This window comes from Rhodococcus wratislaviensis (assembly GCF_041228765.1).
Taxonomy (GTDB): domain Bacteria; phylum Actinomycetota; class Actinomycetes; order Mycobacteriales; family Mycobacteriaceae; genus Rhodococcus_F; species Rhodococcus_F wratislaviensis.
Genome location: NZ_CP150488.1, coordinates 1532210 through 1549639, shown reverse-complemented (window position 1 = coordinate 1549639; position 17430 = coordinate 1532210). Strand labels below are relative to the sequence as shown.

Genomic DNA, 17430 nt, shown 5'->3' with positions numbered 1-17430 from the left:
GGGCGAGTCACTGCACGGCGCGACGCGAAGGGGCAAGGATCAACAGGATGGATTTCACCGCGATCACCCCCACGAAGATCGTCACAGCGGCGAGTAGCGCCGTGGTGACGGCACGCCAGGCAGGCGGGTGCAGGAGGTGAAGCCAGATGATGGCGAGGGCGGCGACACTCGCCAGGGGAAAGGTGAACGACCAGAAACCGTGCGAGAACGGGAGAGCGCGATAGCGCGGCAGCAAGGGCACCTGGACCATCACCATGAATGCCGCAATTGCTGTCAGCGATCCGAACAGAGCGTCGGGTCGGCCGTTCGAGATGGCCAGCCATGCGGCAGCGCCGACTGCCGGCGGAGCGATCATGATGACGAGCGTCGGGACAAGGGGCGCGGGCATGGCGGGGCGCAATGCGAGCCGGAGAAACAGAAGCATGGAAATCACCACCCAGAAGAACAGGCCGATCGCGAAGCTTGCGATAGCGAGCCAGTCGAGACCGGCCTGGGCGGCGGTGAGTGCGCCGACGAGGCCGGCTGCGCTGATGGGAAGGTAGTAGCCGCCGTGCACGGACTCGAGTGCCATTTCTCCGCTCATCCAGAAGCTCATCATCCACGCCCCGAAGATGGCTGCGGCCGTGATGGCGGTCAGGGTCAGCGCCGTACCGGCGACGGGAAACGTGCGGTGCAGGTTTGCACCCAGCAGCATTGCGGAGAGCGGAAGCAGCGCCGCGAGCGGACCGTGCGCGAAGTGAGTGAGTTGGTGCGAGAAACCAAGGGCGACGCGCCGGTCGCGGTGCGCGTGCGCAGCCGCCATCACGATCCAGGCGAGCGCGGCGACCAGCCAGAACGCCTGTGTGAGGGCGAATGGAGTTCCGAGCGCGACCGTCGCGATCGACCAGACCTGGGCAAGGCCTGCCAGACCCAGCGGGATCGCGAGGGAGTTCAGTGGGAAATGGGTGCGCGCGCGTGGCTCGCGGGCAACGCTCCTGGAGTGGGCTGCCATTGAATGCCTTCCTGGCTGGGCGGAGATTCTCGGACCACAGACCGCTCCGAGTTATTGACTCCTGGGTCTAATACGCTGGCGGCTACCATATTGGTTATCGACCTTGAGGTCAAATATGGTTGCGGGTTAATCTACTCCGGTGGCTAGACCGATGCTCTTCAGTACCGATGTGGCGGTTGACAAGGCGATGGACCTGTTCTGGCTCCAGGGATACGCCGCGACGACTCCCCAGGAACTCGCCGGCGAAATGGGAATCGGCAAGGGCAGTCTCTACAACACTTTCGGGAGCAAGCACGCCTTGTTTCTCCGAGCGCTTCGGCGCTACAGCGAAATGCGACTCGAATACCTCGCCGACCTGTTCGCCGCGCCCGGCCCGATGAGGCCCCGCCTCGGGGTGGCAATGACTGCCCTCGCCGGGGTCGGCGAGCACCGGCGAGGGTGCGTCATGGTCAATGCCGCGGCAGAACTCGGCACTACCGACGACGAGGTGAATCGCATCGCGGACGAACTGTTCACTCAGATCGAGGGAGTCTTCGAGCGCGCAATCGAGCACGGACAGGAGTCCGGGGAATTCGACAAGAACCGGCGTGCCGACATCGCAGCTCGTCAAATGCTGGCCTCGGTGATCGGCCTCAGCGTGCTCGTGAAGTCGGGTGGCCAACCGGAGATCTGCGCCACCGTCGTCGAGGGGTGCGTCGACGGGCTGTGACCGTCGCGACCCCTACCCGGCGCCCGGTGCTCGTCGAATCTGAGACACAGCACCAGCCGGAGGCGGTCGTGCCGCAGCCTTTCCGTACCCCGTGACCCGCGGTCAGGAATACCCTGGCAAGTGCACGCCCCTTCACACCTGGATCCGCCCGCCCGGAATCGACCCGCCATGAACGATCGCCCGCCGAGTGATTCGACGGTCGCGTCTGGGCCGCCCACCGAACTGGGTCAGGACACCCAGCTGCCACCGTCGACGACGACGTCGGGCGCCGAACCGGTGTTCGTCGTGGAAAGCGGCGTCGAACGCCTCGTCGCGGATTGGGAGTCTTCCGGTTCGCCCGCCGAGCTCACCGAGTATCTCCCCGACACCTCCGCGATCAGGCGGGCCGCGCTGGTCGAGCTGATCAAGGTGGACCTCGAGTACCGGTGGCTGCGGTCGGGCCACCCGAAGCGCATCGCCGACTACTGCCTCGAATTCCCGGAGCTGCTCGCCGAACCACTGCCACCGGAACTCGTCTATCTGGAGTACCGGGTCCGCCGTCAGAGTGGCGCCAACGTCGATCCCGGTGAGTACGTCGCCGAATACCCGCAGCAGGCAGCCCGGTTCGAGACTCTTCTCGAACACGATCGCCGTATGGACCGGCGGACCATCACTGCGGAACTCGGCCCGGGCGACGACCTCGACGTCGGTGAGCGCCTCGACGATTTCGATCTGATGATGGAGCTGGGTCACGGCGCGTTCGCGCGGGTGTTCCTCGCCCGGCAGCGTTCGATGCAGCGTTGGGTGGCGCTGAAGATCTCCCGGAACATCGGCAACGAGCCGCAGACCCTCGCGCAGCTCGACCACCCGTACATCGTCCGCGTCTACGACCAGCGGGTGCTCGAGGACCGCCGGCTGCGGGTGCTGTTCATGGAGTACGTCCCGGGTGGCACGCTCCTCGACGTGGTGCGGCTGGTCCGCAAGACACCGCCGGAGCAGCGGACCGGGCAGCTGCTGCTCGATTCGGTGGACCGCGTCCTCGCGGAGAGAGGCGAGATCCGGCCGGAGTATTCGAGTGTGCGGGACGAGATCGCCGCGCTGTCGTGGCCGGAGACGGTGGCATGGATCGGGCTGCGGCTCGCCGACGCGCTCGACTACGCCCGGGCGCACGGCGTCCTGCACCGCGACATCAAACCGGCGAACGTGCTGCTGGGACTCGAAGGCATCCCCAAGCTCGCCGACTTCAACGTCAGTTCGAGCGACCGCGTCGAGAATCGCGGCGCCGGCGGATTCATCGGCGGCTCCGTCGCCTACATGTCGCCCGAACAGCTCGAGGTGATCGACCCGAGCACCCACAGGACCGCCTCCGACCTCGACACCCGCAGCGACATCTTCGCGTTGGGCGTCATGCTGTGGGAACTGCTGACCGGGGCTCGGCCCTTCCCGGACGACGACGGAACCGCGTCACCGCCGTCACCTCGGGTACTGCTCGAGTCCCGACGCCGGGGAGTGGACCCGGAGCGATCCGCGCTCCCCGAGGACTGCCCGGCCGCGCTGCGGCGCATCCTGGTGAAGTCGCTCGCACCCGACCGGGACAATCGGTGGTCGAGTGGCCGGAAGCTGACACGGCAGTTCGCGCTGTGCCTCGACCCGCACGCCCGCGACCTCGTCGACCCCGCGCCGGGAAGCGTGCGGTCCACGATGTGGCGGTGGGCGCTTCCCATCGTGATCGCCGCCGTCGGCATCCCGAACCTGGTGGCAGCCGGATACAACTACTACTACAACAAGGTGCTGATCATCGCGACGCTGCCTGTCGAGGCGCAGGAGGATCTCGAATTCGTGCATCTGGTGATCGGCGGGATCGCGTTCCCGCTGGGCGCAGTGCTCATCGTCTACTGGTGTCGACTCTCGCTGACGGTGCCGCGCGGTCTCCGCAACGGCAGAACCTACAGTTCCGAGGTGCTGGAGAAGGCGCGCGCCACGACGCTCGGGCTCGGCCACCGCGCGGTGGTGGTCAGCTTCGGTTTGTGGGTCGTCGCCGGCGTCGCCTATCCGGTCGCCCTGGAGATCACCGCAGGCGGGATTCCGTTGCGCGCGTACACGCAACTCCTCGCGTCCCTCGCCGTGTGCGGGGCGGTCGCGCTCGCCTACCCGTTCTTCATCCTCACGTTCTACGCGGTGCGGTGCCTCTGCCCGATCCTGCTGTCGCACGGCGAGTTGCGTGGAAGCGACGGACGCAACATCCGGGCCCTCGGCCGGAGCATGCCGCGGTACCTCGCCGTTGCCGCGGCCGTCCCGTTGATCGGGGTCGCCGGGCTCAGCTTCGTCGGCGGAAGCACCGGCGATGCCGTGAACGCGACGGTGCGCGCGCTGTGCCTGGGCGGCATCTTCGCGTTCATCGCCGTGTATCAGTTGTTCCGGCGGATCGAGAGCGATCTGCGCGCGCTCGAGAGGGTCGTGTGGCTGGAGGTGCCGGGATCGCCGACCAGGCGACGCCGGTGAGAGCGCAAAAAGAAGGCCCCTGGCGCTGCCGGGTCGGGGTCCGACAGCGCCATGGGCTCAACTGGTATTTCTCTCGAAGCCCCCTCGGCGTTACACCCTTTTTGTCGCACTCCCGGCGAGACCGCCCATCGTCATGTCGTAGAGGACGGTGGCCAGCTCGTTCCGCCGGTCACGAAGGTCGCGGCGGAGATATTCGAGACTCACCTCCCGGTAGCTGACGGTGAGCACCAGCAGCAGCGCGTCGAGGTCCACACCCGGTCCGATCGCGGACGGGTTCACCGTCACATACGTACGGAGGAGGTCGCGGGACCGCTCCTCGATCCGGACGGAACGGTGAGCCGACAGGGTCAGGTGCGGGGCGTCGTTGAGCAACGACGTGAGGATGTCGCGATAGCGGTCGAGGACCGCGAGAAGCTGGACCTGCAGGGCAGCGTCCTTCAGGAATGTCCCCTGCGCGACGGCCTCCTCGAGATTGGCCCCGAGGGAGGCAGTGGTGTCCTCCATGATCTGGTCGATCAGCACCACGATGATCTCGTCCTTGTTTGCGAAGTACTGGTACACCGACCCCTTCGAGATGCCCGCGGCTTCCGCGATCGCGTTCGTGCTGCAGCCGGTGTATCCCTTGGTCCGTAAAACCTGACCAGTTGCCGACAGGATGCGCGCGACCGTCTCCTGCGAACGCTGCTGAGAAGGGTTTTTCCGCTGGCCAGTGGCCATTCGCTCAGCCTCCACGATCTGTTCCGCAATGCGACTTGTACCGGTCCGATTCGGTGGAGTGAACTGTAACTCACAGCCCTCCGAGCGGGGGCTGACGCACCCAGACGCCCCTTTCTCGACTACCGAATCGAGTGCACCGCAATGACAGAAACCCAGTCCCGGGAGTCGGCGCCCGGCCTCTCCGACTTCACGCCGCCGCGGCGGTTCGACATGGACTCGGAGTGGGGTCGCCGCTCGATGCGGACGCTGTCGCGGTTCGTGCACGGCGACCCGACGCCCACCGCGGCGGAGCGGGAACTCCACGCCCGCGCGGTGGTCAGTCAGGACGAGATCGGTGCCGCACTGGCGCGGGCCGTCCTCGTCGACAAGACCGTCACGATGGCCCAGTTCTCTCAGGCACTCTCCGACGGCATCGGCAGCGTGCCCGACGCCGCGCCGCCCCTGGTCGCGTTCTTCGACGCAGTGGACCGCCGGCCGTCGTGGGTCGACGACCGCCGCCTCGAGCACGGGGCCGCCGTCTGCCTCCGCAGCGGCATGACCGGCCTCGACCTGCTCGCGACCGGTTCCCTCATGAACGGCTACCGCAGCGCCGCCACCTCCCGCCAACTCGTGGCCACCGGCAGGCTCGTCGGGGACGGCGCCGGTCAGCGCGTGGCCGAGACCGTGCGGTGGTGGTACGAGTGCGTCCTGCCCGGCGGCATGGACCGCGACCGCCGGGGCTGGCAGTTGTCCGTGCACGTCCGGTTGATGCACGCGTTCGTCAACCTGAGCCTGCTGCAGGACGAAAGCTGGGACGTGTCCGACTGGGGCATGCCGATCAACCAGTCGGATCAGGCCGGGACGCTCGCCCTGTTCTCGACGACGTTCCTCGTCGGACTCCGGTCGCTGGGCGTGTGGGTCTCCGCCGACGAGGGCCGCGACGTCATGCATCTGTGGCGGTACATCGGCTGGCTGATGGGCATCGACGAGCACTGGCTGGTCGACGACGAGAACACCGGACGCCGCAACATGTGCCAGATCGGGATGTTCGCCCCGGGCCCCGACGAGAACTCCAGAGTGCTGGCCGACTCACTGCAGAAGTCGTGGGCCACGTTCCACTACCCGCATGCAGAGCCCCTGCGACGCCGGCTCAACCGCCAGCGTCTGCTCAGCATCCAGCGGATGTTCTCCGGCAAGCGCGGCATGCAGGAACTCGGATTGCCGGTCGTGCCCGCCTGGTTCGTTCCCCTGGCCCTGGCGGGGAACGGCACATTGCACGGTGCGGCGCGAGTGAGTCCGGCAGTCCGGGACCGCGTCGGCCGACGCTCCCGGCGACGAGTCGAGGCGTGGCTCGCTGCCAACGAGACGTCGTCGCGGGCTCAGCGGCGCTCGTAGATGCCGCGGACGTACGCCGCCTGCCCGGCATGCTGCAGATCGTCGGAGACGACGCTGATCAACCGGACGCCGAGAGTGACTGGCGGATCCCAGTTCTCGTCGACGATCCGGTCGAGGTCGTCCGTCCCGATCGACTGGACGTAATCGACGGTGCGGTCGTGCACCGCGTCGTGATACTCCCGCAGGAGGTCGGCCCCGGTCCGTACCTTCGCCACCTCGTCCGCGGAGTGCCCGTAACCGATGTCGGCAACCGGGAACGGCAGGTCGAGGCGCTCCACCCACCCGCCGGACGTCCACACCTGCTCGGTGCCCGCGACACCGGCGACGTGGTCGTCCTGCACGCGCGTCAGATGCCAGATCAGCCAGGCGATGGTGTTCGCCTTCGCGTCCACCCGAAACGTGAGGGCGTCGGCGGGGAGATCGGCCAGCGTGGAATGCACGGTCTCTTGAATGCGATCGAAGGCGTCGGTCAACAGCGCACTATGGTCCACGATCCTCCTTTCGTCGTGTTCACCTCACGTTCCACTATGACGCCACTCGGGCTCACAGAACCGGCATCTCCGAACCTTCCGGAAAAGAGTTCGCTCTACGGGGAGCGGAGTCGGCTGTCTCGATCCGGCGGCGAGCCAGGATTCGCGCGGCACGATCAGTGTCGATGTCCTCGCTCTCGGCGAGAGAGTAGACCTCGGCAAGCGTGTCTCCGATGCCTCGGGTGCGTGCTCCGACCGTCTCCTCGCTCCAGCCGAGGACCTCTCGGCCTACCAAGTGAAATGCGCCGCCGGCGTTGGTAACGAAGTCGGGCGCGTACGTGACATCGCGCTTGTGGAGGATTTCTGCCGCCGCGTCGTCGGCAAGGACGTTGTTCGCGGCGCCGACCACTGCGGACGCGGGCAGTTCACAGGCGACCGCGCTGTCGAGCACTCCGCCCATCGCGCAGGGCGCGAAGATGTCACAGGGCGTGGTCAGAACGTCATCGATCCCGACAATGGCGTGACCGAGTTGCCGAGCCCAGGCCAACCGCTCGGAGTCGGTGTCCGCGACGAGGAGGCGCGCCCCGGCCTGTGACGCGAGGTCGGCCACCCCGCTGCCGACCGCGCCAAGGCCCTGAACAAGCACGGTGAGACCGTCGAGCGTCCCGAGTCCTCGGTGCACGGCCGTCGCCTTCATTGCCTCGAAGACACCCAACGACGTGTTGAATGCACTGGAACCGGCTCCGCCACGCGCGGCGGAGCGGCCGAAGACGAACTCGGTTGTGTCGTTGATGATGTCCATGTCCGACGAGTTGGTATTGACGTCGGGGCCTGTCCAGTAGTTGCCGGCGAGTTTATCGATGTTCTCGGCGTGCAGGGTCAGGATTCGTTTCCAAGTGTCCTGGTCGATCTCACTGCGTGGAGCCGGGAGAGCAATGACCGACTTGCCACCGCCCATCGGGAGGTTGCTGACGGCCATTTTCACAGTCATTGCACCCGCAAGTCTGCCGGCATCGTCGAGCGCCTCACCGAAGGATGCGTACTGTGCCGCGCGGGTGCCACCCGCGGCAGGTCCGAGTCGGGTCGAGTCCAAGCGGATGATGAAGGACACTCCGGTTTCCCGGTCGTGCCGCGTCACTGTCAGTTCGCCGTCCCAGCACAATGTCTTGTCGAGTCTCATAGTGTCCTGTCTTTCGAAAATGTTGCTTCGCCTGAAGTGCACAGTCACGGGAGCGAGCGGTCGTCCTGACCAAACGTTCTCCGATCGCCACTGCCGTCACTCATTCAGTGAGGATTCACCAAATGCTGTCCCGCGAAATCCACTGCGGTCCATGCCATTGCGATGGCGCCGTCGAGAACGCCTCTGTCGGCTGCCGGGCCGATGCAGGCGTCGGCGAATTCGGGTTGGTGGTTGACCGCGGGATGGCAGTCCAGGCCGAGCATGGGGTGAATGGTGGGCACGGCGTGAGAGACGTTGCCCATGTCGGTCGCTGCACCCACCATTCCGTCCGGTAGATCAGGAAAGCTGCGACCGAGGGCTTCTGCGTTGGCGCGGTATCGCGCAAGCAGGGTGGCGTCCGGACGCAAGTCCGCGTAGTCGGGTCCGCTGGGCGTGATCGACATGGCACATCCGGTGGCCACCGCCCCAGCCTCGAAGCAGGCCTTCACCCGCGTAGTGAGCGCGGCGAGTGCCTCCGCGGTATCGGAGCGGACGATCCAGCGTCCGGCAGCAGTATCGGGGATCACGTTGACGGCGGTGCCGGCATCGGTGACGATGCCCTGAATTCGGTCGGTTCCGCGAGTTTGTTGTCGCAGTTGACCTATCGCTACCTGCGCGATGAGCATCGCGTCGGCAGCGTTGACCCCCAGTTCGGGGTAGGCCCCGGCATGGGCGGGCTTGCCTTTGTACGCAACTTCGAACTGGGAAACAGCCGTGCCGGGCATCGCCGCCATCTCGACGGCGGCGGGGTGGACCATCATCGCCGCGTGGAGCCCGTCGAAGGCACCGCGTTCGAGCATGAGGATCTTCCCGCCGCCGCCCTCTTCGGCAGGGGTGCCGAGGAGCGTGACGGTCAACCCCACGTCGTCGACGAGGTCGGCCAGGCCGAGGGCGGCACCGACGCCGGCTGCGGCGATGATGTTGTGTCCGCATGCGTGCCCGATCTCGGGGAGGGCGTCGTACTCGGCGCAAATTCCGACGTGCACCGGACCCGATCCGATCGTGGCGCGCACCGCCGTGGGTAGGTCGTAGCAGCCGTGCTGCACCTCGAATCCCCCGCCGCGGAGTTCGTCGGCGACCCACTCACTGGCTCGGTATTCTTCGAATCCCAATTCAGGGTTCGCGTGGATGCGGTGAGACAACTTCAGAAGCGCCCCTTCGTACCGTCGAATCCTCTCCTCGACAGCAGCTTTCGCTCCGACGGCAGCCGGCGTCATGAGGGCGTGGACACCGTTGCGGGGGCAGTGTGGATCGTTGCGGGCCGGGTCGCGGCGTCATACGCGGCTCGGGCGCCGGTCGCGCCCATGCCGCTGTCGCCCGCGGGCTCATAGAGCCTCTCCGGGCCACCGCCCTGCCACTGATTGATCCAGGTCACCCCGGCAGGGATGCCTGCGGCTGCGGCGGCATGGTCGGGGTTGTGCGTGTAGACGGTGGCCCCGAGCGCGAAGCGTGACGAACTCGCGCGCTCGAGCCCCTCCTCGAATGAGGAGACGACAACGACCGGGGCGATGGGGCCGAACGTTTCCTCGGTCATCACCAGCATGGAGTCGTCGACGTCGGTGAGCACAGTGGCCGGGTAGAAGAACCCCTTCCGCTTCGGGACTACGCCGCCGGTGTGCACGCGAGCCCCACGCTCGACGGCATCGGTCACGTGCCGATGGACGATATCGCGCTGGCGTGCATCGACCAACGGCCCCAGCACGGTTTCGGCGTCGTGGCCGTCACCGAGGGCATAGGTGGATGCAGCCTCGACCAGGGCGTCGACGAACGCCTCGGCGATGTCCTGGTGGACATAAATGCGTTCCATGGACGTGCAGATCTGTCCGGTGTTGACGAACGCGCCGAAGGCGATCGCGGCGGCGGTTGCGACCGGATCGACCCCGGAGTCGACGACGACTGGGTCCTTGCCGCCGAGTTCGAGGATCGACCGGCACAATCGCCCACCGGTTCCAGCGCCGATCCGGCGTCCGGCCTCGACGGACCCCGTGAAGTGCACCAGCCGGATCTGGTCGTGCTCGACCAGCGGTGCCCCCGCCCGGGCGTCACCGAGGACGAGGTTGACCACGCCTGGAGGCAACGTCGACAACTCGAACAACCGGGCGGTGGAGAGTGGTGAGCGTTCGGACGGCTTGACCACGACGGTGTTGCCTGACGCGAGTAGCGGCCCGAGAGCACCCAGCACCATCGGCACGGGGAAGTTCCACGGGGTGATGACGGCGGTGGCGCCGAGCGGATGACGCAGGATCGTCGTTCCGCCGCCGTCCGCGCCGGGGAGGGTTTCGACGAAGGGATAGGTCAGGGCCTCTTCGACCGCGGTCCGAAACCCTTGGACACCACCGTCGATGAAGGACCTACCGAGGGCGACAGGCTTCCCCATTTCCTGACATTCGAGCTCCGCGAGTTCCTCGGCATGATCAGCGATCTGCACGGCCCACCTGGTCAGATGTTCCACGCGTTCGGCGACCGGCAGCTCCGCCCACCCGGGCTGCGCCTCCACTGCCGCATCGACGGCGCGGTCCACATCGTCGGGCGATCCGCCGGGGTAGCGTGCGATCACGTCTTCGGTGGCGGGGTTCACCAGATCATGCAGCGTCGAACTCTGGGAGTCCTCCCATTTTCCACCGATCAAGTTCTGCAAGGTCTTCATACGAAAGTGTTGCCTTCCCTGTGATGTGGAGTTCAGCGGATACGGTCGGCCATGAGCTCGCCGACCATGATCGCCGTCAGATTGGTGTTGGCCCGCGGGACGGACGGGAATATCGACGCGTCGACCACCCGCAGCCTGTCGACTCCGAGGACCCGACACGACGGGTCGACCACGGTGTCCGCGTTCCCGGCTGCACCCATCCGGCAGGTACTGGTGGCGTGCTGAACATCGCTCACGGTTGCGAGCAAGTGGTCGTCGAGCTCGCTGTCACTGTCGAGCACCGAGAACAAGGCCCTGTTCTCGGCCTCGAGCGGCCCATGGGTGATGGCGGCGACCGCCGGGTCACGAGCGAGTTCGACCAGGTCGCGTATCCCGTCGCGCAAACGGGACAGGTCCCGCTCGTCGGAGAGCATCCGAGAGTGAATCTGAGGTTGATCCGCCGGGTCGGCCGAGGTCAGCGTCAACACCCCGCGCGAGTACGCCTGATTCACCCAGACGCCGAACGCACCTGCCAACGCGCGCATATCAGGATTGGCCATGGCAACGACATTCTGATTCTGCGACACGCACATCATGTCGCCGGCGGGGGCGCCGGGCTCGCTGGTGTAGCGGACGCAGACGTTGGTGTGCCGGTCGTCCGGGCTTTGGATCCCTGCCTCGTCGATCAAAGGAATCGACACCACCGCCATCGGATGGTCTTGCAGACCTCGCCCGACCGGAAGGTCCTGGCGCACCTCGATCCCCAACGAGCGCAGATGTCCGGACGGACCGATTCCGGAGCGCATGAGAATCGCCGGAGAGTGGACCGCGCCGGCGCTGAGTACTACGTCGTCGGCGTGCTCGGTCACCACCGTTCCGTCGACGATGATCCGGACGCCGACCGCGCGGCTTCCGGAGAAGATCACCTGGTCGACCAGGGCATCGCCACGGATCGTCAGGTTCGAGGATTCGCGAGCGGCCTCGAGGTAGGCGTCGTTGACCGACACACGCCGGCCGGACCGTGAGTTGATCGGGTACGGCGAGACACCCATGGCGTGGGGTGCATTCACGTCCGCGGCCCAAGCATGACCGGCCGACAGGGCAGCCCTGCACAGCGCGGCATCAACGGATCCCCAGTTCTCCTGGGGCATGCGGTAAATCGGGGTCGGCCCGCCTCGGCCGTGATAGGCCTCGTCACCGTACTCCTCGTCATCCTCGAGCTTGGCGAAGTACGGCAGGACGTCGTCGGGCCCCCAACCCAGGCAACCCCAGCTGACCCAATCGTCGAAGTCCTCCATCGGGGGACGGATCGCGATCTGTCCATTGATCGATGAGCTGCCGCCGACCCCTCTGCCTCGCCAGTAGGGCGCAGGCGCTTGCTTCTCGGTCCGTGCCGCATCGAGCCCCATCCACACCAGATTTTCGGTCGCCGTCGGGTCGAGCAATGCCCTGATCGGGTTGGGTGACCGCCACGCCTGGTGCATCTGCGCCGAGCGATAGTCCGGTCCGGCCTCGAGGAGCAGGACCCGCTTGCCTTTCTCTGCGGAGCGGACCGCGAGCGCGGCCCCCGCCGAACCCGCACCCACCACGATGACGTCCCAGCCTGTCTCGGTCACAACAAACCTCCGTAACGAGTTGCGCGAATGAGGTCTCCGGAATCACCCGGGTCCTGCCGAGTATGATTCTGTAGACAGAGAGTTCAGTCAATAGTGAATATTCATTTTTTTCTGACCGAATGGAGGTGGCGGTGTCCGTCGACGGCAGCGACAGCGGAGAGAAGGTTTCCCTCATCGAGGACTTCGGTGTGCATATCGGCGGTGCGATGGGATGGCCCCCCATGGCGGGTCGAGCCGCGGGCGTGCTGATGCTCAGCGAGGCTCCGATGACAATGGCGCAACTGCAGGATGCGCTCGATGCGAGCAAGGGATCGGTATCCGAGACAACCCGGTTGCTCATCACCACCGGCACCGTGGAACGATTCAAAGAACCGGGAAGTCGCCAGTTCGTCTACCGATGGCGCGACGACGCCTGGATCGGATGCCTACAGCACCAGCTCGAGCAGACCACCGAACTGCTGGCGCTGGCGGAGAGTGCCCGAACCCGCGGAAAAAACCTCCCACCCGAACAGCGCGCCCGCTTCGACGAAATGCACGCGTACTACAGCTTCATGGTCAGCCGACTCGAGTCGCTCCTTGCGGAGTACACGGAAGGATTCAACGCCGCGCGACCATGACCCCTCGGTCTCATTCGGTACGTCTGGACACGAGAGCGAGTCTACGAATCCGACCCTCCCCGGAGTAGTTCGAGCTCGAACCACAGTTCGGCCCGGGTGGCGGGCGCGTCCAGCGAGACACCCAGAAGGTTCTCGATTCGATCGAGACGTCGCCTCAAGGTGTGCCGGTGAATTCCGAGGTCCTTGGCCGCGGGGTCGGTTTGACCGTTGTGAGTCAGCCATGAACGCAGGGTTCGACAGAGGCTTCCCTCCCCTCCCGCGTTTCCGGCATCCTGCAATACCGAGAGATGGTTCTCCGCATAGGACCGCGCCCGGTACCTGTCGAGGTACGAGGCGAGGCCCTCGCCTCCGAGTTGAGCGAAGTGCAGTGCCCCCTCGTTGCGCTGTGCGGCTTCGTCCGCCGCCTGCCTGCTTTCCCGGCGGGCGCGGGCGAACTCGTCCCACCACGCGTTCTCCGAGATTCCCAGCCGGAGGTCGGAAACGGTGACGAGCCTCGAAACCGACTCTTCGACTGAGGCTTCGGAGACCACCACCAGCAGGTGGCCTTCGACCCGGCCGAATATGGCTGCCCCGCTCGGTCCGGTGTCGAGGACCGCGATCGCGCTGTTCAACGCACTCTGCGAACCCACCGCTGTGACCACCTTGACCGGTTCGGAGGGAAATCCGCCCCATAGATCCTGGGAAACCTCCCGGGTCGCCGCCATCTGACCGGCGATCAGGAGTCGAAGGGCTGCGGCTCGCGCGCGTGCGAGTGCCCGCTGGGTCTCGTCGGTTCTGCGCACGAACAACGTCAGGAGGGAGGCCGCCACCGTCACGACACCGTGGTCCAGCGATCCGACCACGCCCTGACGTCCCGCGACGAGATACCCGAGCACTCTGCCATCCACGGCCGCCAGTGGTTGAGAGATGATGTCCTCGCCGCCCTCGGAAGAGAATACGACTTCGCCCGGGCGTGCGATGCGTTGCGGTGCAGTGCGGTTCACGGCTCCGCGCACAGTGCGGTGCGAGCCGTGCACGACGTGTCCTGCCGCGTCGAGCAACGCGGCCCAGCCCCCGATGAGTTCTGCCGTGCGCCGCACAAGGGTCCTCGCACCGTCTGCGGCCAGCGTCGCGTGAATCAGCCGGCGCTGCTGCTGATGCGTGCGCTGCAATCGGGCGTGATCGTCGGACGAGAGCGCTTGCGATACAGCCTTTTCCAAGACGATGAACGGAACAGCGAGGGGCACTTCCACTAACGGGAGCTGTTCGGCGCGGGCCGCCGCGACAAATGCGTCCGGGACGGTGTCGAAGCGCAGTCCGACGCCGAACCCCACGGCCGCGACACCCGCCGCAACCAGTCGCCGCACCCGCTCCTCAACGGCCTCGGCGTCGGCGGGTAGCGACACCCCGGTGGTGAGAAGGAGTTCACCCCCGCTGAGGAATGCTGTGGGATCTTCCAGTTCGGAGACGTGTGCCCAGCTCAGCTCGCGTTCGAGATGCTCCTCGCCGGCCCGGACGGTCAGGTTGAACGCTTGGGTGTCGCAGAGCTGGCGGACTGTGATCGGCATGCACCCAGTGTGCCATTCTGGCGCATCGGTTGACCCCTCCTGCCCAGTTTGGCCACTGTTGGTTGTCGGCCCTCGCCGGAACACTTGCTGAAGACATCGACCGGAGATGCGTGAAAGCCGAGCCCACTGGATCGGCCGTCATCGTCGGGTTCCTCAACGCCTATGGGAGCATTCATGACCGACTTCACCTATCGACTCGCCCAGAAGAGGCACCTCGCCACCACGCTTCCCGGGCCGCGTTCCGCCGAGATCGCAGCCCGGCGCAGGAACTTCGTCGCCGCAGGTGTCGGTTCCTCGGTGCCCGTCTACGCAGTCGACGCGGACGGTGGAGTCATCGTCGACGCGGACGGCAACTCCCTGATCGATCTCGGCGCCGGGATCGCCGTGACCAGCGTCGGCGCATCGAACCCCGCTGTAGCGGCCGCGGTGGCCGAGCAGGCGCAACGCTTCACCCACACCTGTTTCATGGTGACCCCCTACGAGGGGTACGTGCGGGTCGCCGAAGAACTCGCCGCGCTGACCCCGGGAGACCATGAGAAGCGTTCGGTGCTGTTCAACTCCGGCGCGGAGGCTGTCGAGAACGCAATCAAGATCGCTCGACTGGCGACCGGCCGGACAGCAGTGGTCGCATTCGACCACGCTTATCACGGCAGAACCAACCTCACGATGGCACTCACGGCAAAGTCGATGCCGTACAAGGCGCACTTCGGTCCGTTCGCGCCCGAGGTGTACCGCATGCCCGCGTCCTACCCGTACCGCGACGAGTCCGGCCTCACAGGCGAGCAGGCGGCGCTCCGGGCGATCACGCAGATCGAGAAGCAGATCGGCGCCGACTCGGTGGCCGCGATCATCTACGAGCCCATCCAGGGTGAGGGCGGTTTCATCGTGCCTGCACCGGGATTCCTTCCCACCCTGGTCGCCTGGGCGAAGGACAACGGCGTCCTCTTCATCGCCGACGAGGTGCAGACCGGCTTCGCGCGGACCGGCGCATGGTTCGCGAGCGAGCACGAAGGCGTGGTTCCCGACCTCATCACCCTGGCGAAGGGGATCGCGGGCGGCATGCCCCTGGCGGCGGTCACCGGCCGCGCCGACCTCATGGACTCGGTCCACGCCGGAGGGCTCGGCGGAACCTACGGCGGAAACCCGGTGGCCTGCGCGGCCGCGCTCGCCACCATCGACACGATGCGCGAGTGGGACCTACCGGCACGCGCGCGCCAGATCGAGAATTCCGTGAAACCGCGCCTCGAAGCATTCGCGAAAGGGGTCGGAGTCATCGGAGAGGTGCGCGGTCGCGGCGCCATGCTGGCCATCGAGATGGTCCGGCCCGGCACCACCGAACCCGACCCGGAACTGACCAAAGCGGTTGCTGCCGAGGCATTGTCACAGGGAGTCATCATTCTCACCTGCGGCACGTACGGGAACGTCATCCGCTTGCTGCCGCCCCTGGTCATCAGCGACGACCTACTCGACGAGGCCCTCACCGTCCTCGAAGACGCGATTCGCACGCACGCGCGTCGCTGATCCCGACGCGCGGCCAACGACCACCTCGACACCTGAAGGAAACACACATGACCGACACCCAGACCCTTCTGGCCGCACTTCCGACCGACCTGTGGATCGGTGGCGAGCAGGTGCCGGCTACCGGCGGCAAGACGTTCCCGGTCCGCAATCCCGCAACCGGCGAGGTACTGATCGAGGTGGCCGACGCGAGCCCGGAGGACGGCCTGCGGGCGCTCGACGCCGCCGCGCAGGCGCAGTCCCGATGGGCATCGACGCCGGCTCGCGAGCGTTCCGAGATTCTTCGCCGGGCCTGGGAACTGGTCATCGAGCGCCGGGACGACTTCGCGCTGCTGATGACCCTCGAGATGGGCAAGCCTCTCACCGAGAGCTACGGAGAGGTGACGTACGGCGGTGAATTCTTGCGCTGGTTCTCCGAGGAAGCAGTGCGGATCAACGGCCGCTACACGCAGTCACCGTCGGGCAACGGCCGGATTCTGGTCACGAAGGAACCGGTAGGCCCCACGCTGGCGATCACGCCGTGGAACTTTCCTCTTGCGATGGGCACCCGGAAGATCGCACCGGCATTCGCGGCCGGGTGCACGATGGTGGTGAAGCCCGCCGCCGAGACACCGCTGACGATGCTGCTGCTCGGCGAGGTCTTCCGGCAGGCGGGCCTTCCGGCGGGTGTGCTCTCCATCCTGCCGACCTCGAGTTCGTCCAAGCTCACCGCTCCGCTGTTCGACGATCACCGACTTCGGAAGGTCACCTTCACCGGCTCCACCGGTGTGGGAAAGATCCTGCTGCAGCAGTCCGCCACGCGTGTGTTGCGGACGTCGATGGAATTGGGCGGCAACGCGCCGTTCGTCGTGTTCGCCGATGCCGATATCGACGAGGCGGTCGAGGGCGCGATGGCCGCGAAGATGCGCAACACCGGTGAGGCGTGCACAGCCGCCAACCGGATCCACGTCGACAACGCGGTACGAGCCGAGTTCGTCGAGAAGCTGACCGCTCGGATGAAGGCACTGAAGGTCGGGCCCGGGGACCTCGACGGCACACAGGTGGGGCCGCTGATCACCGAGAAGCAGCGGTCGAGTGTTGCAGAGTTGGTGACGGACGCCGTGGACAAGGGCGCCGTCGTCACCACCGGTGGCTGCAACGCCGCCGGCGAAGGCTATTTCTACGAGCCGACGGTGTTGGCCGACGTGCCGGCCGACGCGCGGATTCTGAAGGAAGAGGTCTTCGGGCCGGTCGCAGCCGTCATCGGGTTCGACGGCGAGGACGAAGGAGTCGCCGCGGCCAACGACACCGAATTCGGTCTGGCTGCGTACATCTACACCGAAAACCTCGACCGGGCGCTGAGGGTGTCCAGCGCACTCGAGTCCGGGATGGTCGGCGTCAACCGGGGCATCATCTCCGATGTCGCGGCACCGTTCGGAGGAGTGAAGGAATCCGGGCTCGGCCGTGAGAGCGGTAGCGAAGGTATCGAGGAATACCTCGAGATCAAGTACATCGCACTCCGCTAGCCGGGCAACCCACAACGTCACACGCACCGGCACTTCGATG

The 17430-nt window shown here is 66.4% G+C and carries 14 protein-coding genes; 6 read left to right on the top strand and 8 right to left on the bottom strand.

Annotated features, from left to right (window positions below):
• Positions 1-7 precede the first annotated feature (7 nt).
• Positions 8-991, bottom strand: a complete 984-nt coding sequence (locus tag WKC72_RS06925) for a potassium-tellurite ethidium and proflavin transporter (RefSeq protein ID WP_370182136.1) — start codon at positions 989-991, stop codon at positions 8-10.
• A 169-nt stretch (positions 992-1160) separates the two neighbouring features.
• Here WKC72_RS06925 and WKC72_RS06920 point away from each other — a divergent pair, with 169 nt between their 5' ends.
• Entirely contained in the window at positions 1161-1700 is a 540-nt protein-coding gene (locus tag WKC72_RS06920; RefSeq protein WP_370182135.1) for a TetR/AcrR family transcriptional regulator, read from the top strand.
• Between the two features lie 168 nt (positions 1701-1868).
• The gene (locus WKC72_RS06915; protein ID WP_370182134.1) at positions 1869-4181 is read left to right on the top strand and encodes a serine/threonine-protein kinase; all 2313 of its coding nucleotides are present in this window, start codon (positions 1869-1871) and stop codon (positions 4179-4181) included.
• 90 nt (positions 4182-4271) lie between these two features.
• Here the strand turns inward: WKC72_RS06915 and WKC72_RS06910 are convergent, their stop codons facing one another.
• Positions 4272-4898 carry a TetR/AcrR family transcriptional regulator gene (locus WKC72_RS06910; protein WP_370182133.1) on the bottom strand — a complete coding sequence of 209 codons (627 nt, stop codon included), beginning with the start codon at positions 4896-4898 and terminating at the stop codon, positions 4272-4274.
• 141 nt (positions 4899-5039) lie between these two features.
• Between WKC72_RS06910 and WKC72_RS06905 the strand changes: the two genes are divergently transcribed.
• A complete protein-coding gene (locus WKC72_RS06905; protein ID WP_037242570.1) occupies positions 5040-6272 on the top strand; it encodes an oxygenase MpaB family protein in 1233 nt (410 codons plus the stop codon).
• Here the strand turns inward: WKC72_RS06905 and WKC72_RS06900 are convergent.
• The 5 genes from WKC72_RS06900 to WKC72_RS06880 form a co-directional block, all read right to left on the bottom strand.
• Positions 6257-6763 (bottom strand): DUF664 domain-containing protein, encoded by a 507-nt coding sequence (locus tag WKC72_RS06900; RefSeq protein WP_128640836.1) that lies wholly within the window; start codon positions 6761-6763, stop codon positions 6257-6259. The two genes, WKC72_RS06905 and WKC72_RS06900, sit on opposite strands and share 16 nt — an antisense overlap.
• A gap of 52 nt (positions 6764-6815) precedes the next feature.
• Positions 6816-7922, bottom strand: coding sequence for a Glu/Leu/Phe/Val dehydrogenase dimerization domain-containing protein (locus WKC72_RS06895; protein ID WP_370182132.1), 1107 nt, complete (start codon positions 7920-7922; stop codon positions 6816-6818).
• Between the two features lie 104 nt (positions 7923-8026).
• Positions 8027-9178, bottom strand: coding sequence for a M20 family metallopeptidase (locus WKC72_RS06890; RefSeq protein ID WP_370182131.1), 1152 nt, complete (start codon positions 9176-9178; stop codon positions 8027-8029).
• The gene (locus tag WKC72_RS06885) at positions 9175-10608 is read right to left on the bottom strand and encodes an aldehyde dehydrogenase (protein ID WP_370182130.1); all 1434 of its coding nucleotides are present in this window, start codon (positions 10606-10608) and stop codon (positions 9175-9177) included. The genes WKC72_RS06890 and WKC72_RS06885 overlap by 4 nt, the downstream gene beginning before the upstream one ends.
• Positions 10609-10640: 32 nt before the next feature.
• Positions 10641-12203, bottom strand: a complete 1563-nt coding sequence (locus WKC72_RS06880; RefSeq protein WP_370182129.1) for a GMC family oxidoreductase — start codon at positions 12201-12203, stop codon at positions 10641-10643.
• 131 nt (positions 12204-12334) lie between these two features.
• Between WKC72_RS06880 and WKC72_RS06875 the strand changes: the two genes are divergently transcribed.
• Positions 12335-12820: a GbsR/MarR family transcriptional regulator gene (locus tag WKC72_RS06875; RefSeq protein WP_081792755.1), complete on the top strand. Its 486-nt coding sequence runs from the start codon at positions 12335-12337 to the stop codon at positions 12818-12820.
• A 41-nt stretch (positions 12821-12861) separates the two neighbouring features.
• Here WKC72_RS06875 and WKC72_RS06870 read toward each other — a convergent pair whose 3' ends face one another.
• Positions 12862-14367 carry a PucR family transcriptional regulator gene (locus tag WKC72_RS06870; protein WP_370182128.1) on the bottom strand — a complete coding sequence of 502 codons (1506 nt, stop codon included), beginning with the start codon at positions 14365-14367 and terminating at the stop codon, positions 12862-12864.
• A 174-nt stretch (positions 14368-14541) separates the two neighbouring features.
• Here WKC72_RS06870 and gabT point away from each other — a divergent pair, with 174 nt between their 5' ends.
• Both gabT and WKC72_RS06860 read left to right on the top strand, forming a co-directional pair.
• Positions 14542-15888 (top strand): 4-aminobutyrate--2-oxoglutarate transaminase, encoded by a 1347-nt coding sequence (gene gabT / locus WKC72_RS06865; protein ID WP_370182127.1) that lies wholly within the window; start codon positions 14542-14544, stop codon positions 15886-15888.
• A 47-nt stretch (positions 15889-15935) separates the two neighbouring features.
• Positions 15936-17390 carry an NAD-dependent succinate-semialdehyde dehydrogenase gene (locus tag WKC72_RS06860; protein WP_370182126.1) on the top strand — a complete coding sequence of 485 codons (1455 nt, stop codon included), beginning with the start codon at positions 15936-15938 and terminating at the stop codon, positions 17388-17390.
• The last annotated feature ends 40 nt before the right edge of the window (positions 17391-17430 follow it).